This is a genomic window from Enterococcus sp. DIV0187 (assembly GCF_051713785.1).
GTDB lineage: Bacteria > Bacillota > Bacilli > Lactobacillales > Enterococcaceae > Enterococcus_A > Enterococcus_A avium.
This window is the reverse complement of record NZ_JBIOQO010000001.1, coordinates 3174475-3197016: the sequence shown is the minus strand read 5'-3', so window position 1 is coordinate 3197016 and position 22542 is coordinate 3174475. Positions and strand designations below refer to the sequence as shown.

Here is a 22542-nt window from a genome sequence, read left to right as displayed (position 1 = left end):
CGAGACCTCACTTAGAGTGTCCTAATTCTGGTTTTCAAGAATAATCGTTCCTTTTGTCAATTGTTCAACTTTTTTCTCTAAGTCTTCATAGATAGCTATGACTGTCTCCTTTGATTCAGAAACTTCCATCAGAATTTTACGAGCACGATTGCTAATGCTCTCTACTTCTAATTCCGCCGCGTCTATCATGTATTTTGCTTCCGTTTGAGCCTCCTCGACCGTTCGATTGGCCTGTTTCTTTGCTGTAAACAAAACTTCTCCAATCTCCAATTGTGATTGGACAACCTCTTGTTTTAACGCTTCGTTTTGTTTCTTTAAATCATCAATTTGAGTTTGTGCTCGTGAAAAAGCTTCTGATTCGCAACCAGCATCATTTGTCTTTTTAACAAGCAATTCCTCAAATTGATGCAGCTGTTGATTCTTTTGCTGAAGAACCTCTTCAGTCATTTGTAACCGTCGAGAAATCTCAGCTTTCTCCATGTGTATCTTTTGTTGCTCTTGAGTCAACTTCTCAACCTGGTTCGTTAAGTTTTCTACCACTTCATCCTGCTCAATAGATACTTCCTCTTGTGGAAGTTCTTCATTTTCATTTGTTTCTTTCACTCTTTCAAGACGTTCTTTTAATTCGGTTATTTGAGTCTCTTTTTCTGTTAACTGTCTCTCTAATAACGTATTCTTTTCTAAAAGTTCCTTGGAATCAGATACTTGATGCAATTCTTCTTCTAAGCGATTGATCTCTTCTTGGGCCAGCTTCAATTTTTCATTCAACGCTTCTGTTTCTTCATTGAAATTTTTTTTCAATACTTCCCTTTCTTGATCCAATTGCAGGTTCTCCTTTTTGATCTCTCCCATAACTATTACTCGCTCCTCTAATTGGTTGTGTTCAATTACTTTCTGTTTCATTTGATTTCTCAATTCCGCACGTTCATCATTCAACTGATTCACTTGCTGAATCGCCTCTGTGTATTGTTGAACAACCTGTAAATGCTGTTTTTTCAATTCTTTCAGTTGTTGCTCTACTTTAAGTCTTTCCTTTTCTTTTTTCTCATAAGCTGCTTCCAAATCTTTATACGCTTGTTTAGGTTGTGTTTTCTCTAAATGCAACCGCTCCAATTGTTCATTCAACGCTTGAATCTCTGAGTATTGTTCATCAATCCTTTTTTGTTTCTCAGCAACAGAGGTCGTTAACACTTGAATTCTTTGCTCTTTTTCCTTGTTGCCTTCCGTTTTTTTCATAAAAAGTTGTTTTTGAGTTTCCAGTTGTTCTTTTAATGCTTGAACTTCTTGTTCATAGGCTTGTTTCTCATTCTCGTATTCTGTTTGTTGAACTTGTTGTGTTTGAATCAGCTTATCTTGTGCGATCTTTAATTCTTCCAACTCTTGTGATAACCGTCGGTTATCCGTCTGAAAATCCTCCTGTCGTTGCTGTGCATGCTCCAGTTGTCCAATTAAATGTGAAATTTTTTTCGTTTGATCCTCAAGCACGAATGCTTCTTGTTCAATTTCATCATTCGTAAATTCATTAATTTCTTCCATTAGATTCTTATTAAAAAACCAGTTGTTCTTTTTTACCATTACCCGTTTCCTTTCCGCAATTCTGATCGAAATGTAAAATATCCTGTATCATTTCGAAGATAAGTTCCTTTATAAATACTTCTTTCTTCATTATCAACAATACTGATATGAACTTCTATGATTGATGGGATCCCCTCAATTTCTCTCATCAGTGCAGTCAGATTCTTTCCAAGAATGACAAGATCAGAGCCTGTCGCTTCCACTCTCCCCATGATAGTTGCCGTTAATGAGTCTGCGTCACTCCCAGAAGACAACACCCATTGCGCTTCACTAATATAGGGGCATAAGTATGTCGCTAATTTTCTCTCCGTTGCTTCTTTTTCTGCAAGCGTTTGTTCTGTGTACTTCAATCGGGATTCGAGAGCTAATCCTTTTGACGGATAGTCTTTCAATTGACTAACAGAAGAACTACTTTTCCTCTTCAGTTTGAGAATGTTCCCCCTTAACTCTTTAGTATGAGTCGTTACTCCTTGTACACGTATTTCTAATTGCGTCAGTTGAATCATAGCAATCATTAGTAGTATAACGACACTGAGCAGTGCTACGCCAAAAGTGACCATACTTTTCTGTAATTCTTTTTGTTTGAATTGCGTCAATTTCGTTCGAAAAAGACGCGAGGTTTGGTTGGTTGAAATTTGATGTAATCGATAATGAACAATAAATCGATAGATTAGCCCCATAACTATCAGCCCTATAACGATCAAACCACTGATAAGAAATTCCCTCACTTCTTTTCCTCCACCTCGTCCTTGCTCAGAGCTTCCTCGGAAACTCTGTTTTTCTTTAATCTAAAGGGATAATAAGTAATCAAAAATTTCATTTTCTCCCCATAAATTGCATAAATTTTAATAAAATACTTGACTTTTCAAAACTACCTCCATAATCAACAGGAACAGATGAATGATCTGTATCTTACTTGATAGAGGCGGTCAAACTATGTTTGGACATTGGCAAACACATTCTGAATATTTAATGTTTACACAAAATGCTCTCAAGAAAATTCCGTTGGAATTTCAGGAGGAATATACACTCTCTTTTCAACAATTTCAATTACTTAATCTAGATCCTGTGATTGAAATTATCAGTCCTTTGTATTCTCATACTGGTCGCGCAGCGAATCGGAAGCTGACACTCAATCAGCTTCCACACATGTTAAAAATCAGCCCCATGTTTCACTTGATTGCAGGAATTCTAAACAAGAAATTCCTAGTATTGCATCCTTTCACGACTTTATCGCTCGTACCATTCCCATTAACGAGAAAAATCAACTCCGTCCTGTTTTGCTAAAACCCAAGACAAAACTGAAGAAAAGACAAAAACTACCTAATAAAAAGAAGAATTCAACCTACAAGATCGCTGAAATCGCTCGAAAAAAAGAACTTTGTCCGAATCGACCAGAGAAAATCATCCAACAAATTTTTCAAGCTGTTTCGCTTTCTTTTTCTACACAAATCGGCTTATTACATCCAGTACTCACCCTTTCGGGCGATGGACATGTCTGGTAATAGGTGCCTACTCACAGGGTAGAAAAGTCTGTTCCTGTCAGTCAAAAGGGATTTATCGTTGTACTTGTGCACGTAACTATTCAGATCCCTTAGCTAGCTGGGGCTGGAACAGTCACAAAGAGCAGTATTTTTATGGATATAGTACTTTTCTACTCGCTACTTATGAGAAAAAAACAAACAGATCTTCCTCTATATTTTCGCTTAGTAGAGGCCAAACGACATGATTCTATTTCAGCACTTGTTTGTCTATCGGAATTGAGTATTGCGGACGAATGATCCCACTCGTAAGATTCGTTACTTTTTAGCTGACTCAGCCAGCAAACGATCCTAGACTGTTCACAAAAGTACCACGAAATACAAAAAATGGACAAAGCTCCATAACGAACGATCCAGCTGTGAACGATTAAATAAACAACTTTTACTTGACCATCAACTTGAATACTCAAAAGCTAGAGGAAAAAACAATATTATTTGGCATTACTGACAGCTGGAATGGCTATCCATTTAAAGGCTCAATATACGTTCCTTCATTCGTAAAAAAAACACTTTACATGAGGCTTATTTGAGTGCGTCTACTTTCGAAAAACTTTTTGAAAAAACGAGAGCATTTCCTATTTCCCACACCGCTATGCCTTTTTTGTCTTTTAGTTTCCGAGGTTACTCTTGCTCACTAATAAACAGACCTTTTTAATTCTTCTCCTAAGAGTTGTAAGTACATCATTCGTATCTCTATGTACAAAGTAGAAATCAAAGAAGAAGTACGGTATTCCTCTTTGTCTCCACTATGGTTGCAATCTTCTGTTTTCTTATCTATCTTTTTGTGACAACGCCGAAAGATTAGAAAAATTATATCTGCCATTGTCTACTTCCTCACTTAGCGGAGGTTCTTGAACCAATTGATTTACTCGCTGTTTTAATTCATCATAGATACTCAAGATAGTTTGACGCGATTCATCTACTTCAAAAGAAATCTCTTTTGCACGTTCTTGAATTGTTTGTATTTCATTTTCTGATTGTTCAATCATTCGTTTTGCTTCTAGTTTCGCTTTTTCAAGCATTCGATTTGCTTGTTTTCTTGCAGAAATTAAGACCTCCCCAATTTCTTGTTGGGAATGACTCGCCTCTTGTTTTAAGTGCTCATTTTCTTTTTGAATCATCATTAACTGATGTTGAAGGTCAGAAACAACTTCTCCTTCAACGGTTTGATCTCGCTGCTCGTCGAGCAGTTTTTGAATCAAGTGGTCTTTTTCTTGAAGTGCATGATCTTTTTCAAGAACTATCTGATCTAATTGCTCCACTTGTTCATCTTTTTCTATCAACAATTCCTGAACTTGCGCGAGTTGATCTTCACGTTCGTGTATGGCATCCTGCCGTTGTACCTCTTCGTCTTTTTGTTGCATGATCAATTCATGGTACTGTTGTTGCGCTTCTTTTAATTCCCCCTCCACTGTACGTAATTCTGACAATGCTTCTTTCAATGTCGCGTTTTCGGTTTCTAACTGATGGATTTCTCCTTTTAGATGATCATATTCTTTATTTTCTTGAAGGCGTTGAATTTCTTTGCGATTTCGGCGAAGTTCACTCTCTAATTCTTGAATACGTCGGCGATTTTCAGCCTTTTCTTCTCCAGAACGTAATAATGCTTGCTTATATTTGTCGTTTTCTTTTATCAGTCGACTTTTTTCTGCTTCAGTTTCTCTTTTTAACTGTTCTAATGCTTGTTCCTTTGCAGCAAAACTCTGTTGCTTTATTTCCTCAGTGACTTTCGGTGCTCTCTTTTCTAGATCCACTAAAATTGGCTCTGTTTCTTCTGTTCGAATAACTTCTTCTGGAATGGAATTAATCTCATCAATAATATTTTTGTTGAAAAACCAACCACCTGGCTTCTTTGACTGCGCACTCATAATATTTCCTCACTTTCTTTATTCTTCTTGAATTAATATAAATTCTTCATTTTCACTTTCACGAGAAAATGTGCAACTATACATTTTTTTCTGTTCTTTATCATTCATCAAATTCATTTGAAAGGTGATTTGAGTCAACTTAGATATCCCCTCTGCCTCTTTGGCAAAGGATTTGATATTTTCCTTAATTTGCTTTTGATTATCTTCGCTCCCAGAACCTCCAGCCAATGCTATATTTAAGGTTTGTGTTGGAACGTCCAATACAATCAACGTATTAGATAACCCCAAATATGGATTCACCCTAGCAGACAGATCGCTTTCCAATTTGTATTGTTTTTCACGGTTTTCTTCTGAGAAAAGTTCCTCCCAAGGGTACTCAGTTAATCCGAGTCCACCTTTGGGATAACTTTTGATTGGCATTTTGGTAAGCAATTGTTTTTGTTCTTTTTTAACTAAATACAATTCATCTTTTAACTGATTTGTTTGATTGACGCTCAGTACTAACTGATGGTCTAATTGAAACAAACTAAACGTCACTAATAATAAGCCCATCGTCATAAAAAAGACCACAATCAAAAGGGCTGAAACATGTTTGCTTTGTTCCACTTGTTTGACATACTCCAATTTCCGTTGAAACGACAAAGGCATATTCTTCGGTAATTTTATGCGATCAAACTGCAATTTAATAGCTATCCGTTGAAACCAGATCACCAATACTACGATAATCAAGGCCACGCTGATCCAATGAACAATCGCCATAAGTATTTCCCCTCCATTACTTTTCTTCTTTAGAATGTATAATACTAGGCATTTGAAATTGTACCTTGCCTTCAATTAATGATTTAGGTACAAAACCAAACGTTCGACTATCTTTCGACACATCAACGTGATCACCGATCGTAAAATAGAAATCCTTTGGGATTTTGTTTAGTGCTTGAACCTCTTCGGAAACCGCAGGCGAAAGTTGAAAAGTATACGTTGTTTCAAATTTTCCATGTTCACCAATATTTAGAATCATCCGATCATTTTGAATAAACAACGTATCACCTGGCATACCAATCACACGTTTCACAAATTTCCCATCCTCTCCTTTGATTGAAAAAGCAATAACATCATACCGATTAATCAGGTCTCGCTTTTTAACTAAAACCATGTCTTTTTCCGATAATGTCGGAGCCATCGAACTTCCCGAAATCGGATGAAAACTATATTCTCTTCGTACAAGCTGACCTGAAAAATACAACACGACGAATACTGAAAGGGTTAAAATTGTCAACACAAGACTTTTTGTAAGCGAGCGCTGTGGAGGGTGCGCTTCTTTTTTTGTTTTTCGCGACCGAACGGTTGCCATAACTTACGATGCTCCTTTTTGAATTCTTACTTTGCTTTGATATACGACACTTGATCGGAATTAGCCAATGACTGATCAATGACACGATAAGAAATAACGGTTCCACCATAAACATTTCCTTCGGAAATCAGAATCCCCTCTGGCCGGACCGCTTCAACAAAGGCCACATGTCCATAGCGTGGATCAGAACCAGCCACGCCAGGTTTAAAGGAAATCAACCAACCAACTTTCGGTTTCTGACTCACTTCATAGCCTAATGCATTGCCTTTGGTTGCCCATTCTCCTCCATTTCCCATATAGTCATCCACGTTTTTGCCTAGTTGCTTCACTCGATTGAATGCGTACCAAGTACATTGACCAACAGGATAAGACCCCGAACGATTGTAGTCCACGCCATTATAATCCGGATATTTCATACGGTTACGATATTCTACTGGAATGTCTTCTTTACCTTTTATGAAAATACCTGAGTGACTACCGGTTATTTTAACTTGGTCATACTGAGTTAAATGATATAAGGCAATAATCGAATTTAATTTCCGTCCATAGGTAGTATCCGTCGCATAAGTTCCAGTTAATGCGCTCGTTGTGCGCAGATAATTCTTAGCTGTGGATCGCCAAGTATTTTTGTAGTACGCATCATTACCTGAGATACCGCCTCGTAACAGTTCCACGTAATCACCTAACGAAGCTGTGTAATTTGGATATTTTCGGAAAGCAGAATTGATAGAATATAACTCGCCATTACCACGATCCTCTTGCGTCGCCATTGAAATCGACTGACCTTGGTAGGTTCCTTTGATTCCAAATAAATTATGATTTGGAACCTGCGATAAGGTACTTGTCCCCGAGCCACTTTCTAATAACGCTTGCGCAATCATTACGGATGCAAAAACATCATATTCTTGCCCCAATTTCTGTGCATCTTTTGCGATTTTCTTAATAAAATTCTTTGCCACTTCATTCTCAGTAAAATTCATAGAAGCTGGGTATTCTGCTAAAACCTGTTCGCCATATTTAGTCAAATTCATTTTTGGTAATTCTTGAATCAAAAGATCTTCTTCTAAATCAATTGCTTCCACAACAATTTCTCGTTGTCTATTTTTTTCTACTTTTTCTTCCAATTCCTCAGTAGTATCTTCAGTTGGACCACTTTCTTTTACATTAGATAGTTCACTCTCATCTGCTCCAATTTCCACATCATCAACCGTCAAGTAGTACCCATCCCCGATGTAGATTCCTAGCAAAATATGATTCTCCTTTTCTTCCCGATACACGAGACTGCCAATATGAATTTCTTTCTGTAATTTTTTTAAGTTATCAGTAAGTTCCAAACCAGCTATATTCCTATACAACTCTGTTGCTAATTGTTTCGCATCGTAATTCGCCTTTTGTTCTGTCCCTACCTGTTTGACTCCTTCATAAATCAACGCCGCCTGAGCCTTGTCTTTAAAACTACTCAATAACGGTAATTCAAATCCTTTCAAATCTGAGAGTGCCACTTCAGTTGCTTTCAACTCACTCGGTAAACTCAATGTACTCCTTTCCGAAAAAGCCTCCGGTGCAATTGAAGCAACAAAGGAGTTGGCTTGAACACTTGGTCCTACAGGTGTTATTGGCATCCCCACGGTTGGTGTACTTGGTACAACAACCGGCGTTTCCGAAATCACTGGTTGTGTCAGCTCTTCATTACTTTGGCTTGTAGACGATGAGAGTGATACCGAACTACTAGGAAATGTCGTACTTGGTTTAGTTGAGCTGCCCGATTTCGCGTCACTTGATGTTAAACTATTCGATGAACTATTAGAGCTAGTGTGACTAGTTGATGTACTTGAACTCGATGAGCTTGTCGTCGAATCTGTACTATTTTCAACTGGAGTAGACTCCGAAGAAGATTCAGTTGTTAGCTCTGAACTAACAGTAGGCACCGATAATTCTGTTTCTCCTTCCCCATGCACTTCCGGCTGCGCTTCAATCGGGATCCCTCCTTTGTCCGTCGATATCTCTACACTCTCTGGTACAGAAATTGCACTCTCAACGGTATTAGTCTCTACCATTAATGAAGATTCCTCAATTCGTTCGCCTGCTTTCAACACTCCACTGCGTGTACCAGCTAGTCCACCAATGAAAACGAGAAACCCACAAATTCCTATCACTATCTTTTTCATGAATTAAAATTCCTTCCTGAATTGAACTAAATCATTCCTAACGAATAAGACTAAAGAACAGAATGGGTAATAAAAAGAAGAGAAACATCGGAACCATTGTTTGTAGTGGTTCCGAGACGAACTTCGCTGCGATTAACATTGCAAATTGTTGAAACGGAGAAACTCTTCGCTTGTTTAAAATCTTGCTCGAGGATATCTTCTGTCCATTCGATTTAATTCCTAATTGCTTCAATCTTTGCTTACTTGCCCGATTAATAGGTTGAACATTTGATAATTTTCCTTGAACCAAGCGCCGATAGATTGTCCCGACATCTCCCTCACATCTAAGTAAGGTTAACGTCTGCTTCTCATCTTCTGCTTTAGCATCAATATAAGAAACTTCGGTTTCCTCAATGACTTTATTCACCGATACATCATACGTATAAATATCCTTAAAATCTGTGGCATAAATCTTATCACCAAGCTTCAATTGTTTGATACGATGAAGGAGCACATCAGTTTCAAAAATATTGTGTGCTAATAAAACATAGTTACCTTTTCCCAGTTGTTGATCCACCCGATAGGTCGCTGCCCCTGTCAAAAGGTTCTGATTAGCGATTCCAGCTAAAATAGGCAGATCAACATCAACCTTTGGGATATTCAATTTTCCAATTCCCCAATTATTAGTGGTTTCAAAACTATTCCCGCGAGCTTCCGCGTAATTCGCAACGTTGACACTCGCAATTTGTTTCTCTGCATAATTTGCCCGATTAACTTTGTCTAAATTGAACGTACTTAAATATTCATTTTGACCAACATCAACCGCACCTAAAGATGTATCTTCCTGCATTTGCACATAACCATAAGCAGCTACTGCTAATACTGTCATCATTGCTACAAAAATCAACACAAAATAGAGTTTCGTTATCCTGAATAAACGGCGCAGATGTTTCCGTGCTTTGTTTACAATCAACGGATCATCCGAACGAAATCGCTTGATATGGAAACGATAGATTGTCACTAAAATGATGAACAAGAGTAGGTTTATAAGAATGGTCGCTAACACAACGTTCTGATAACTCCATAAATTTCGCTTATTAACTTTTTGTTTCTGAGCATCTTTATAAGGAATACGACGACCATTCACCAATAACCGATAGGTATTAATCCCTGGCGGTGTACATGTTAAGAGTGTCACGATATCCTTTCCTGGTACGATTTTTACTTTTTCGGCTTCACTAGGTAAGATTTCCTCAAAAGATTCGATTTGATACGCCAACCGTTTCCCCAAAATATTAATATAGAAGATATCTCCTTCTTCTAAGTTTTTCACATCGGTAAACAAGACTTGGTTTTGAACTCCGCTATGACCAGTAATAATAGCCCGTGTATTTTTACCCCCTATCGGGATTGAGCTTTCTTCTAAATGTCCCAACCCTTTATCAAGCGTTTTAAAGGATGTGCCGTGAAAAAAGGGCATTTGTTCGATATCAATTCCTGGAATATCAATCGTTCCCATAACTCCCGAATCATTCTTGAGGATATTTTTATAGACCATTGGCTCAGCACTATGGCCTTGTTGCTTATTGAATATGTATGTATTATAGATTTTGGCGACTTCGTATTGTTCTTTCTTTTTTTTTGTCGACATTTTTTTCAATGAGTCATCATAAGATATACTCGCTGCACTTCGTTCACGATTTGCCAAATAGTTCCCAACGATCGGATACATTAACACTGCGACACCGGCAACAATCATAAAAATGGCAAAGCTCATAATCCATTTACTGTGTTTGTTGTTCGCTTTTTTCTTCATGAATCGTCATCCTTCTAATCAAAAATTTGCAAAAGAAAAAGTAACTCTTGAATCTCGAGTTACTTTTTCTCATCAAAAATCAAACTTCTTCGTTTTCATAACTCTAAACCCAATTAAAGTCATAACAAGAATGAAGCTTAAAACGAGCAGTAACGAATGATACGACCCAATATTTCCGCTAGTTTGCGGTAACCGATCAGTTCTAGCCGAAGCGCTGTTTCCGTTAGTGGAATTCGTACTAGATAGTTTTCCATTACTAGTAGTGGACGAATCATCCTTTGGGGCCTCTTTTGTAACAACGCTCGACTTTGGATACAGGTACACTTCTGATAGCACTTCTCCAGTTCGCTGAGGTAATGGGAGTTCCAAAATCACTGGCCCCATTGTTTCTTTAAGTAATTCATGGTCTTTTTCTACAACGCGATAGGTTCCTTGGGCTAAATTGGTCACTTGAGCCAATCCAAATTCATTCGTTGTTACTGTTGTAGAATAAGCTGATTCCCCAATTACAGGTTCAAACTCGGTCGTCCCTTGAACCAGAGATACCCGTGTAACTTCATAAGAAATCCCGGCTAATGGATCCAGCTGATTCCCTTGCGAATCTTTAATTTCCCCAGCTTTTGTCCCATCCAAAGGCAATTGATTGGTCAGAACCTCTGGGTCTTCCAGTTTATATTTCACAACCGAAATCGAATAACTATCGGTTGTTTCTGCCGCAATACTCATATCGGTCCAGGCCGTGAGGATTCCTAGCAGAAGAAGGCTAAAACCTATCGTGACCATTCGTTTCATTGTTATCCTTCTCCCTTCCTGCTAGGTTGCCTATAGTACCAATAAAGACCTCCCATTCCCAGTATCCCCATCACACTCACAATCATAACAATAATAAACATCGGACCTGTTCCACCCGTAAATGGCAATTCCGTTTTCTTATCATCTTCTTCATATAGTTGAATGGTTTGATTCCCTTCAGTGATTGTCACCTTAATTGGTGATTTGATTAGTTCATATCCATCTGGCGCCTTCGTTTCAATTAATGTATGTTCCCCTGGGAATAATTTGACGAAACTCAAATTACCACTACCATCAGTTGTATCTGTAACAAACGGCGTGGACGCGTTCCCTTCGTATACCTCGAACTCCGCGCCTTTCAATGGCGTCCCGGTTGCCTTTTCAACATCGGATAAATGCCCATCTTTGTTGGCATCGATTGCCGTTCCCGTCGCATATTTAAAGAGTCGAATAGTCGATGGACGAATTAATCCAAGGTTAACATCTGTCACATGATGCTTCGCATCCGTCGCTCCAGAACCAGCTACTTCGCTTAAAATTGGTTGATTAAATGCCTCTGTTTTATACGAGTCTTGGTCTGCTTTTGAATTCAGTTTCGGATCGCTACCCACTAATTTCTTAGTGACTCTCACTTCTCGCTGAATGACTTTATTCCCAATGATAAACTCGACAATATAGTCTCCTTCTGGCAAATTCTCAAATAGGTATTTCCCATTGGTATCCGTCTTTTTCAAAGAATTTCCGGAGGCATCGATGAATTTTTCTCCCGTCAAACTTTCTTTCACTAGGTTGTTTTTGTACGTTGGCACTTCTAGACTCGAACGATACAACTTCACGGGAATGTCTTTGGCCCATTCTTCAGGCGCTCCCGAAGGTTTCGTTCCAATCAAGCCGTCCAACTTATCGTCGTACCATGCCACACCGGATAAATCACGACCATAAACACGAACACCACTTGGCACTCCTTGAACAAACTTATTCAGATGAGAATTTAAAGAAGGGGCATTAATATACTTGTCTCCTGCTTTTTGACCTGACGGTCGCAATGTCAATGAAATAGCCATATCTTTCCCTTGTTCTAGTTCATCATAGACAGCCATAATCGCTTTCGCATTTTTCAAGACAGACATATCGGAACCTAGCTTATACCAGCCAGCACTCAAAACAATCGCATTGGGATCGATGTTTGCCGCTACAAAATTGTTTGTATACCAAATCGTCCCCTGTGTACCAGACAACTGCTTTGCTTGAGTCAGTGAATACGTCCCTTGATAAGTGGTCCCTCGTTGATCCCCGTTGTAGGGCAAAACATCCAATACACGGACATTCTGCATCGGAATTGCCGAATGATTTTTAAAAGAAACCGTATACGTAAAATCGGTAGGATGCGTGTCTGCCGGTTTTGCTGGATCACGCTCATTGCCACTTTCAATAAATGGTTTATCCACCGTTTTATCGACGACAATAACACCAGAATTCGTTACTATAATGTCTTTAGAAGCCGTTCGTTGCTCTTTAGTTGAAGTGTCTCGATTACTTTCATCACTTTCTAGCCATAATTCGGACACTACTTTTCCATTCAAATTGGCCACATTATTCACAAAAGTCAATTTTGAGGCAACAATAGACGTCCCAAACGTAACCTTTGGATTGTAGGTACTTCCGACTGCCATATAGTCTAAAACCCATGTTAAGGTTTTCGTGCCATCACTATTTTCTACAATAGTGGAGGGATCTGACAAAGAGGTGCCTCGATAATCTTTTGCGGTTCCCACTATATACTCCGTCTCTTTGGGAATCGTCACTTCAAACTGAACCTTATGGTTATTTTCCGAACCACTCTCTACCTTGCCATCTACTATCCACTGCACGGTCTCATCTGGCGAATACGTTGATTTGTTGGTCGTAATCGTTGGTCGAATGGTCATAGGTGCGATATATAATGTATCCGCCCAATTTTGTTTGGGCGCTTGCGAACTAGTGATGATTCCGGCATTCGAATATTTGGTTGGCTTATAAATCAAATCCGCATGATTACTGGGATACGATCTGATCAGGGCTCCTTTTGAATACATAAAAACATTTGTTAAAAGTGCATTCGGATTTCCAGAAGAATCTTCTGCCCCAATGATTCCAGTAGCGGCTAACGGAACGAACGTCCGCGGAAGTACGTATCCTGAAGGATCGACCACATCAAACTCACTTTTTATCGCAGCGATCTTTCCATGCTTCTTGGCTTCTGCTGGTGTGGCATACCACGTATACGCGGCTTCAATTTGACTGGGTGTACGGACTGACAAATCTGGCGTAGCTAAACCTACACCAAAATAGTCCTTCCTGAATTTCACTCCATTTGACGTATGCGTGATCCCTCTTGAATCATCGTACGGAAAACTATTGCTATTCCATCTTCCATACAATACCCCTGTATCTGCCCTTCCATCAGTAACTGAGGCATAAACAGCGCCACGAAGTTTATTTCCCTTTGTCGTCATTCCATCTCCCATACTCGCATAATCCCTATTGCTTACTGGTCCACTGCTTAAGCCCCTCCCAGCTGCATTTTGAAAACAAGAATATGTTTTTGCATTGCCCGGCCATTCTTTATTCCAATTTATTCGTAAACTGGACGAAAGAGCTTGTTCTTTCCCTTCATATTTCACTTTTGAAACGGACAAAACATAGTCCAAACTGACTGACAGCGCACCAGTCCCTGCTTGTGCTTCCAAGTAATCCGTAGGCAAAGTAACTTGCATCGCAATCACTGAAAATGGCTCATCATTGCTGCCCATTTTAGGTCCACTCAATAACCATTTATTTCTCCCAACACTCGCTGGTTGGTAATCCTTGTTGATCACTTTTAGTGCATGACTGGAACTGATATTCTCTGCAGTAGGATTCCCTGTATCAAATATTCCAATGTGAATTGAATCCGATTGTGTTGGCGGATAGGTTCGTCTCGTATACCCCACAGGTGCTGCTAGTCCCTGCCTACTAAGAGGCATAAACGTACTTTGATATTTCTCATACCCATTCGCCATTTTAATAGTATTTGGCTCCCAAGCATTCAACCCATCATAAAACATCGCCTGAACAGGGTCGTTCTCTACGCCTATCTTTAATTCTTTGCTTGCACTATTTGCGTTATAGATCTGCTTTTGAGTAATTTCATACTCAATTCCACCAACTGGATAGGTCGAACCTTTAATAGTACCCAAAAATTTACCGCCCATATGTTCAGGTAACGGCTTGATTTGTGCATAAGACGCCACATTAGTGACTATGGTGTTCGGTCTCTCGGGTGTTCCAGCCACTTTTTCAAAGCGCCCTATTTTGCTCGGTGTCCATGCTAACTTTATATCTACGAACGGTTTTGCACTAATTTGTACCGTATCATTCAAGTGGGGATCAACGCTGCCATCTATCACTTGGTTGATCGTTTCTGTACTCCCATTTTTTAATTTCGCACTTTCTATCGTAACTTTAAATTTCGGCTTTAACAGGTCCCCATTCACACCACCAAATGTTTCAATCGTTTCCGTGAAATACGCCTGCCCAGTTGCTTTTTCCAACGTCACCCAGCTACTTCGCGTAGATTTTTTTACCCCGGAAGCTGTATCTGTCACCGTGCCATTCGCTATTTCCGCCGTTTGACGCGATTGATTCGCACTGTCTCTACGCCAAGCATCCGGCAATTCACTATCTAGCCGGATACGAAGGGACGCATACTTATCATCAATATTGGAAATCCCAAGATTGACACGATAGCTAACTAAATCCCACGTCCGAACAATGTCATCATCTGCACTTTTGTCAAAACCAGGACCATTTGCTGTATCAAATGGGGCTAATCCCGTCGTCTTTCCAACATCTACATCGACCTTAAAGGGCGTATCCTTACTAACGGCTTTCGGATCAACCGTTCCTGACTCGTTCGCAAGCTGTTCTCCCACTTCTTCTACCACGGGGGAACCTTCAGTTGCCGGTTGTGGCTGTTCTGGTTCCGATAACTTCGCTTCTTCCACTTCTTCCAATTCTTCCGGCAATATTGGTTGCTCCACTTGTTTCAATGGTTCTTTCAATGCTTGAAAAGTCACCAAAATCTGCGAACGACTGCTGTCTTTTACAGATTGTATATTTACGGTCTGTTCCTTTTTTGTCGATCGGGTAATCTGAACTCGTTGCGTTTGATCTTTCTCCAACTCAAAATAGAAATGACCTTTGCTTTCAGTTTTATTCACTTGATAGTAAGGGAGGCGTGTATGTGCCTCTTCGAGTTCTTTCGATAATTTGATCGAGGATTCTTCAGTTGTCTCCTCACTCGCTTCTTTACTAGTCATTTCTTCTTGTAATGAAATACGCTCGTCAAAGTAGTTGATGGCGTCACTCTTCTTAAAATCTGAAGCCATAAGTTGAGGATAATTCGTTTCTTTTCCTTCCTCATCTAGAGGTTTGATAGACACCGTCTCATCATATGGAATCGCTATTATGTCATTTTCTTTTGCTTTTAAAGTTAGTTCTACTGTTTCTTGATCTGTTGTCAACGAATTGTTGGGTACTGCTTTATTTCCTACTGTAACACTGACTATTGCATCAGGTGTTGATGCATTTAGCTCTTTCCCATAGTAATAGAAGAAAAGAACTCCTATTATCAATGCGATAGGAAGAAGGAGTGGAATCATGTAATTAAATTGTTTCATTTTTCTCATCGTCTTCCGTTCCTTTCCATTGTCTCCAACAAGACATTCATTCCATAACCACTCATTTTTTTCATACAAACGGGAAGGAGAGGCGTTTCCGCCAATCCCTCACACGCAATATTTAGTAGTTACTTACTCGTTTTTTCACAGCTCTATGCTTGACGACGTTTCTTTTCAATCGCCATAGTTGCAGTACCTACTGTAATCGCTCCTAATGCAATCACAATCATCACTGTCATCCCTGTTCCCCCTGTAAATGGCAGGTCTGTTTTCTTTCTATTGACAACCTCTACTTCTACATCAGTATCTGATGCTGTATCTAATGTTACGGTTACTTTCACTGGGTCTTTAAGCAATTCATACCCACTTGGTGCTTTTGTTTCCACTACCCAATAGTCCTTTTCAATATCCGCAGGTGCCCATGTTCCTTCACCTGGAATACTTGGATCTTGTTTGCCATCACCATTGGTATCAGTAAACCAGTTCAGTTCTAACCCGTTGAACTCTGCTTTCCCATCTGAATCTGAGGTAGCAGTTAAGAAACTTACACCATTTGGCATTACTGGATCTGTGGTACCATCATCTTTTAATTCATACGACTTTCCATCTGATGCTAGGTACTTCTTCGCATTCGCATTGGCCTCGCTTGTTGCAATATGGAATTCTGCACCAGGTAAATCTGTTTTCGCTTCATCTGTCTTTTTGATATCTAATCCACCATCGTAGTATTCTGGATTATTCTCACTTTCTTCACTTTCAGGCTCTTGCCCTGGGATCAAATAATCAACATCATATTTATTCACAATCGTTCCATTAAAATCTTTATTTGTGGTTACTTTATATACCACTTTTAAATGCGTATCTTCGTCAACCGTCACTTTTTTCATTCCAGCTTCTGTTAAGCTAACAACAACTTCTTTATCGGCCACTTCAGTTAAATCTTCTACTTTATTAGGTGAAGGAATTGTCGTCCCATCTAATTTGACTTCATATTCAATTCCATTCGTCAATTGAACAGGTACTCCTGTCTTATCTAACACCCATACTTCTACATCTTGTAATAACAGTCGTTTATCAAGCGTATCACTTACTTTAAAGTAGTTTGCATAAACTTCGTCTCCTGCCGAAACATGGATGTCCGGTAATTTATTCGCATGATTCGCTGGATCAACGACATCTGTGATGATCATGTCTTTATCTGCTTTAAAGTACAATCCAGCTGGTAGTTTCGTTGTTGCCTCCCATTGGAAGTTATTCCCAGCTTTGATCGAATACCCTTTCCCGCCTTCGATCGTTTTATCCAACTCTGTATCGGTTACGATATTTTTGGGATACACATGCACATCATAGATCAATTTACCTGTATCGGTCCGTTTGGTTTGCGGTAAATGTACAAAGAATGGATCCATTGGCTTGTTGATCTTCTTCGTATCCCCATTCTCATCGGTATACGTATAATCCCCCGTCACAGAATCTTTGATTTCTCGTACTAGGTAAATACCATCTCCAACTTTTCCTGTTCCTACCTCAAAAGTTAATTTACCGTCTGCACCTGTTTTTCCTGTCATTGCAGTAAATCCGGTATCTTTTTCCCAATCAGTTCCTTCTACTTGTTTTAAAGGATTAGTTAAAGATGCGTTCCCTTTAGCTTTTACCTTAATAATTTCAAAATTAACATCTTTCATTAAGGTCTTACCACTTAAATCTGGTGCTGTTGCTGGATCTAGACCTTCTCCATCTCCATGTTCACCCAATTCCGCAGAACTTTTGATTTCATATTTCCAAATAGTGATTGAACGTTTCGATGTATTGTCCGATACCGGATTCCCACTGACATTTTGTGTCGGTGGTGCAGCATATACTAACATACTTGAATTTACTGCAACTCCTCCAACCATTGTTAACAATCCCAAACTTGTCGCTGTTCTACTTATCCATTTTTTGTTCATAATAATCTCCTTTTCTCTATTCTTTTTGTCCTTCATTAAATACTCTGGTAAAATGAATGGGTATATGATTGCCGTCTATTAACTCCTTACTCTTTTACCAACTAACCGATCTACTGTATACCTACAAAAAAATATACAAGACCTCTACTTATGTTCGTCTGTTCGTCCTTTGATGCCCCTCCTTCATTGCCTTCCAAATAAATATTACATGGAACACATCTTATTCTCACGTTTCTTACATGATTATATTATATTATTAATTTTTTTCGCACAATGCAATCTTAAAAAATTATTTTTCAAAAAAAAAAATATGACTATTAAACATTACGATTTCCTTTTCAATTAAAACGATATAATTATTTTTATAATATAGATAATTTCATAATTTCCCCCATAATACATCATTATTTTCAAAACACATAAAAAAAGGAGACTCCTCTAACTTGATACAATAAGGTTATCCTTGAGTATTTCAGGCAATCGGATCCTTCCGAAAAGTTCCGTTTTTTGATTTACTCTAAAAAATCTTTACGTAGAAGGGTATACGGGATCAATGGTACAAAAAGTTGCGCTATAGAACGAACGTTTTTTGTTTTCAGGATGAAACACTTCTTTTTTGTTTCTTCAATGTGGTAAAAAGCAGACTTTTGGGGTCACTAATTTTAAACTGAAAAACATGTTGTATCAAAATATCTATTTTTGAATTATTGATATGTATCATAAAAATAATATGCTTTTTGGTATAGAAATGAGGACCTTTATACTTTTTGCTTATGCTCGCGTCTCAACAAAAGAACAAAATCTTGAAAGACAAATTCAAAAAATTTATGACTTTAGAAATTGATAGTCGCTACATTTTTATAGATAGGAATTCTACTATCCTCTTACAGCTTGGTACTTCATCTACAGAACGAGAACTATCCCGTCAAGTATCCCATTAATCTTTTTATCAAAATTTCTTACTGGAAACATGTAAAATAGTTGCCTATTTTGCTCAAATAATAAATAAAACTCGCATTCACTGAATATTTTTATTATAAACAAAAAGACATCGTTATCTAATTCAACATTTTGAAATATTTTAAAAAAATTGATGCGACAGTGAAACGTCAGTCGGAGATGGTGATTTTCAGTGCCGAATTGTGAGTCGAAAGTGACGATCGTCACCATTCACAACAGTTTGACGCAAATTATTCCAAAAGAAATCCACTAGGTTTTCCCATAGTATGTTGATCGGCATTTTATTCCAGCACTTTAACGTTAGCTGTTTGTAAGCGTCATATAGGTTCTTTCCAATTTCATGGGATTCGATATGATATACTACTAAATGTAGTATAATTTAATTGTTGGTAGTTACTGTTACATGATAAGGAGGCGTATTTCTTTGGAAGAATTACTTTTATCATTGGACGTTAATTTACATGTTGATGACTGTCAAATAACAAACGAGAAAATCACCTTTGATGTTTCTTCCATTTCTACCTCTGCAAAGTGCCCCACATGTCGCTGCAAATCCACCAATATTCATGATTCTTATACTACTAAAATTCAAGATCTACCGATTCAAAGTAAGACAGTCTATTTAAATTTACTTATACGAAGATTCAAATGTCAAAATCCTGACTGTTCTAAAAAAACATTTTCTGAGACGTTCCCTTTTAGGGAAGGAAATGCACAAAAAACAACACGATTGATGAAACTAATTGTTGATTTAGCAGAAAGTCGGAGTTCTGTAGGTATGACTAAAGACCTTGAAGAAATGGGAATCATAGTAAGGAAGAGTAGTCTATGTAATTATCTTGGGCAAAAAAAAAATTCACGTAGATTATGATGTAGCTGAAATATGCATTGATGATTTCGCTCTGAAGAAACGCCAACGTTATGGCACAATTATGGTAGATATCAAAACTGGGAAAATTGTTGACCTGCTGGAATCTCGTGAAAAAGAGGATGTGATCGAATGGCTTAAAAAATTCAAATGTGTTGAGCTGGTGTCACGTGATGGTTCTCGTACATACTCTGCAGCGATTAAGAAAGCATTCCCTCATGCAATACAAGTCACCGATAGATTTCATTTGGTTGCTCGTCTTTGTGAACTCGCTCAAACATCCATGCGACACTCTTTCCCGCCAAGGATTCCAATCGAGATTTCCAATGAAAAATTTGAAGATTTTCTTCTATATACTTCACGAAGAGATAAAATTATTTATGTAAAACGGCTGCATACCGACGGTATGACACAGCAAGAAATTCGAATGAAAACAGGCTTCGGCCTTAAAACTATTTCCAAGTATATAAAAATGAAGGAGAAGGAAATTCCGGAAGATAAAGCAATATTTTGGGAACGACATCATAATGAGCTAATGGAAGAAAAACAACAACAAATTGATGAAGTGAGAGCCCTTGCCAAAAAAGGAGTTGCCCTTTCCGAAATAACTGATATTACAGGATACACGCCTCAAACAATTGTAAGATATTTAGGAAAAGATGCTTCTTCTCTCAGCGGACAATATGGGATCGATCGTCCTGGTAAATTAGAAAAATATCGCAAAGAAGTTCTTGCGCTTCGTAAAGAAAGAAAAACATACTCAGAGATTTTTCAAATTATTTCTGAAAAAGGATATACCGGAACAGTAGATGCTATTCGAGGATATATGTCCCGGCAACGTCGTCTTCATAAACATTTTAAAGAAGAGTATCAAGGGAAATCCATTGAAATATTAGAACGAAAATGGTTAATTAAACTATTCTATTTACCGATTGAGAAAGTTCCCGTCATTGATAGTGAGTTATTGGAATTAGTTTTCAATCAGCATCCAAAATACAAACAACTCTATGAATTAGTTTGGAGATTTCGTCATTGTTTAAAAAAACAAGATCTAGAGTCTTTTAAAAGCTGGATGTCTTCTGTAAAAGAAAATTTTGATGATGTCTCTCTATTAAAGTTTGTGGGTAGTCTCTTAAATGATTTCCCAGCAGTCAAATATGCGATTACTCATAAATATAACAATGGTTTAGCTGAAGGTAGCGTAAATAAGATAAAGACCATAAAGAAACAGATGTATGGACGGTGCAGTTTCAATTTATTACGAAAAAAAGTTTTATCATTGGAAAATCGTCGAATCCCATGAAATTGGAAAGAACCGTCATATACCAAGGTGTATTTAAAAGCCCAGCGTCCATCCTATAGAATAGGGAGAACGCTGGGCTTCTCTAAAGTTTGCTAATAGCTTGCGCGACAATCCGCTTGGACTGTTTGATTCCACGGTAAATAAGCTGCTAGCGCAGTTTTTGTTAGACTTGGCAGATTGGGGATTTGTTCGAATAAGTAAACAAGGTATTTTCTCGGATCTAATCCATTTTCTACCGCTGTGCGTAGAATACTCAGAATGATCCCCGACGCTTGCGCGCCTTTCTCACTTTTCGAGAATAACCAATTTTTACGCCCAATCACGAGCTCTTTCACTGCTCGCTCTGCTCGATTATTGGTCGTTTCCAATCGACCATCCGTCAAAAAAGTACACAATCCTTCCTTGTACTTTAATAGGTAGCCAACGGCTTCCCCCAGTTTTGATCGTGGCAGAATATGAAGATTCGCTGCCCAAGAAAAGAATTCATCAACGATTGGCTTTATCCATTGCCCTCGCTGTTTTTGACGTTCTACTGGGGAAAGATGCCGCAATTTTTTCTCTTCTTTGAAGAGCAGATCGCAATAGCGTTCCCCCATCAAGGCCGTGCTATATTTCTGCGGCTGTGAACCAATTGCTTCGTGAAACTTTCGCCGAACATGCGCCCAGCAGTAGACGTTCTTTACCTGAGACATTTTTCCATACGCCGAATACGCATCACTGTGAAGATAACCAGTGAAACGATCTAAGAACTTTTGCGGTAGTTCGTGCTTACGTGACAGCTCGTGTTGATAGAGAACAATGGGGTGTGTTTCTGATTTTCCAGAGGTGTACAACCAGTAGTAGGTCGTGGCTTTGGGAACATCTAAAACAGTATACGTTGTTTCATCCGCATGAAGGACTTCTTGTTCTTGCAATGTTTCTTTTAACAGTTGATACACTGGCTCCAAGACGTAATCAGTCGCCAAGAGATGCCAATTCGTGATCTTTTGGCGATCCAATGGAAAACCAAAGGTTTTCCATTCGTTCTCTTGCCGATAGGCAGGAACTTTCTTTACATACTTTTCAATGATTGTTTGTGCAACCATCGTTGGGCTGCCGAAACTATTATTGATTAACGGTTTTGGTACGCGTGCCTTTCTAATTGGTGTACTTCCCGATTTCTTTTCACAAGCACAACACTTATAAGCATGTTGATGAACTAATTTCTTTTCAATATGAGCAGGAATAAATAGAGGTTCTTCGCGAACGATCGTTGAGCCAATCTCTGTTAGCTGAGTCCCACAAGCATCACAAAGACAGTCTTCTCCTTCTAAACAATAGTGAAGATGTTTAGAAGGCAAATGAGCGAGTGATAACGCCTTTTTGCCAGATGATTTTTTCCGACGAAAGCTCCTTACCTTGATTGATTCCTGGCTTTCTTGACCAGTGTGCTCTGGTTCTTTAAAAGGGTCTGAATCGAATAAATTTGTTTGTCCTTCGACAGAAGGGGTGTTTTCTTTTTTTCGGCCGTACATTTGTCGTTGCAGCACAAATAGTTGTTCTTGAAGGTAGTGATTTTGTTCAAGAACAAGCTGAAATTGTTCGGTTAACTCTTTATTCTTCTGTTCCAATTTTTTGTTATTCAAAAGAAGCTGATTTTCCTTTTTAGCCAATCATCCGCACCTCCTAAATA

Annotated in this window: 14 protein-coding genes; 3 read left to right on the top strand and 11 right to left on the bottom strand. The window is 38.6% G+C overall.

Features of this window, described 5'->3' with window-relative positions:
• Positions 1-21: 21 nt before the first annotated feature.
• Together IGI52_RS15605 and IGI52_RS15600 are read right to left on the bottom strand one after the other, a co-directional pair.
• Complete coding sequence (locus IGI52_RS15605) at positions 22-1575, bottom strand: hypothetical protein (protein ID WP_438781683.1); 1554 nt, start codon at positions 1573-1575, stop codon at positions 22-24.
• Complete coding sequence (locus IGI52_RS15600; protein WP_438781682.1) at positions 1575-2303, bottom strand: hypothetical protein; 729 nt, start codon at positions 2301-2303, stop codon at positions 1575-1577. Before IGI52_RS15600 ends, IGI52_RS15605 begins: the two co-directional genes overlap by 1 nt.
• A 208-nt stretch (positions 2304-2511) precedes the next feature.
• Here IGI52_RS15600 and IGI52_RS15595 point away from each other — a divergent pair, with 208 nt between their 5' ends.
• On the top strand, positions 2512-2862 hold the full coding sequence (locus IGI52_RS15595; protein ID WP_438781681.1) for a hypothetical protein: 351 nt from the start codon (positions 2512-2514) through the stop codon (positions 2860-2862).
• Between the two features lie 1024 nt (positions 2863-3886).
• Here the strand turns inward: IGI52_RS15595 and IGI52_RS15590 are convergent.
• The 8 genes from IGI52_RS15590 to IGI52_RS15555 all read right to left on the bottom strand — a co-directional run bounded on the left by IGI52_RS15590 (position 3887) and on the right by IGI52_RS15555 (position 17739).
• Positions 3887-4984 (bottom strand): hypothetical protein, encoded by a 1098-nt coding sequence (locus IGI52_RS15590; protein WP_438781680.1) that lies wholly within the window; start codon positions 4982-4984, stop codon positions 3887-3889.
• Between the two features lie 18 nt (positions 4985-5002).
• Positions 5003-5743 (bottom strand): hypothetical protein, encoded by a 741-nt coding sequence (locus IGI52_RS15585; protein WP_438781679.1) that lies wholly within the window; start codon positions 5741-5743, stop codon positions 5003-5005.
• Positions 5744-5759: 16 nt separating this feature from the next.
• Complete coding sequence (lepB, locus tag IGI52_RS15580) at positions 5760-6335, bottom strand: signal peptidase I (RefSeq protein WP_438781678.1); 576 nt, start codon at positions 6333-6335, stop codon at positions 5760-5762.
• Positions 6336-6361: 26 nt separating this feature from the next.
• Entirely contained in the window at positions 6362-8503 is a 2142-nt protein-coding gene (locus IGI52_RS15575; protein ID WP_438781677.1) for a glucosaminidase domain-containing protein, read from the bottom strand.
• 37 nt (positions 8504-8540) lie between these two features.
• Complete coding sequence (locus IGI52_RS15570) at positions 8541-10298, bottom strand: class C sortase (protein WP_438781676.1); 1758 nt, start codon at positions 10296-10298, stop codon at positions 8541-8543.
• A 72-nt stretch (positions 10299-10370) separates the two neighbouring features.
• On the bottom strand, positions 10371-11090 hold the full coding sequence (locus tag IGI52_RS15565) for a pilin N-terminal domain-containing protein (protein WP_438781675.1): 720 nt from the start codon (positions 11088-11090) through the stop codon (positions 10371-10373).
• A 2-nt stretch (positions 11091-11092) separates the two neighbouring features.
• On the bottom strand, positions 11093-15799 hold the full coding sequence (locus tag IGI52_RS15560) for a SpaA isopeptide-forming pilin-related protein (RefSeq protein ID WP_438781674.1): 4707 nt from the start codon (positions 15797-15799) through the stop codon (positions 11093-11095).
• 143 nt (positions 15800-15942) lie between these two features.
• Entirely contained in the window at positions 15943-17739 is a 1797-nt protein-coding gene (locus tag IGI52_RS15555) for a SpaH/EbpB family LPXTG-anchored major pilin (protein WP_438781673.1), read from the bottom strand.
• Positions 17740-19123: 1384 nt separating this feature from the next.
• Here IGI52_RS15555 and IGI52_RS15550 point away from each other — a divergent pair.
• Complete coding sequence (locus tag IGI52_RS15550) at positions 19124-19570, top strand: transposase family protein (RefSeq protein WP_438780294.1); 447 nt, start codon at positions 19124-19126, stop codon at positions 19568-19570.
• The gene (locus IGI52_RS15545) at positions 19539-20870 is read left to right on the top strand and encodes an ISL3 family transposase (RefSeq protein ID WP_438780293.1); all 1332 of its coding nucleotides are present in this window, start codon (positions 19539-19541) and stop codon (positions 20868-20870) included. Before IGI52_RS15550 ends, IGI52_RS15545 begins: the two co-directional genes overlap by 32 nt.
• A gap of 92 nt (positions 20871-20962) precedes the next feature.
• Here IGI52_RS15545 and tnpC read toward each other — a convergent pair whose 3' ends face one another.
• A complete protein-coding gene (gene tnpC, locus IGI52_RS15540) occupies positions 20963-22522 on the bottom strand; it encodes an IS66 family transposase (RefSeq protein ID WP_438781672.1) in 1560 nt (519 codons plus the stop codon).
• Positions 22523-22542 lie beyond the last annotated feature (20 nt).

Excerpts from the sequence above, each read along its gene's own strand:
- IGI52_RS15605 (WP_438781683.1), bottom strand. The coding sequence starts at position 1,575 with ATGGTAAAAAAGAACAACTGGTTTTTTAATAAGAATCTAATGGAAGAA.
- IGI52_RS15595 (WP_438781681.1), top strand. The coding sequence starts at position 2,512 with ATGTTTGGACATTGGCAAACACATTCTGAATATTTAATGTTTACACAA.
- IGI52_RS15570 (WP_438781676.1), bottom strand. The coding sequence starts at position 10,298 with ATGAAGAAAAAAGCGAACAACAAACACAGTAAATGGATTATGAGCTTT.
- lepB (WP_438781678.1), bottom strand. The coding sequence starts at position 6,335 with ATGGCAACCGTTCGGTCGCGAAAAACAAAAAAAGAAGCGCACCCTCCA.
- IGI52_RS15565 (WP_438781675.1), bottom strand. The coding sequence starts at position 11,090 with ATGAAACGAATGGTCACGATAGGTTTTAGCCTTCTTCTGCTAGGAATC.
- IGI52_RS15560 (WP_438781674.1), bottom strand. The coding sequence starts at position 15,799 with ATGAGAAAAATGAAACAATTTAATTACATGATTCCACTCCTTCTTCCT.
- IGI52_RS15555 (WP_438781673.1), bottom strand. The coding sequence starts at position 17,739 with ATGAACAAAAAATGGATAAGTAGAACAGCGACAAGTTTGGGATTGTTA.
- IGI52_RS15585 (WP_438781679.1), bottom strand. The coding sequence starts at position 5,743 with ATGGCGATTGTTCATTGGATCAGCGTGGCCTTGATTATCGTAGTATTG.
- IGI52_RS15575 (WP_438781677.1), bottom strand. The coding sequence starts at position 8,503 with ATGAAAAAGATAGTGATAGGAATTTGTGGGTTTCTCGTTTTCATTGGT.
- IGI52_RS15590 (WP_438781680.1), bottom strand. The coding sequence starts at position 4,984 with ATGAGTGCGCAGTCAAAGAAGCCAGGTGGTTGGTTTTTCAACAAAAAT.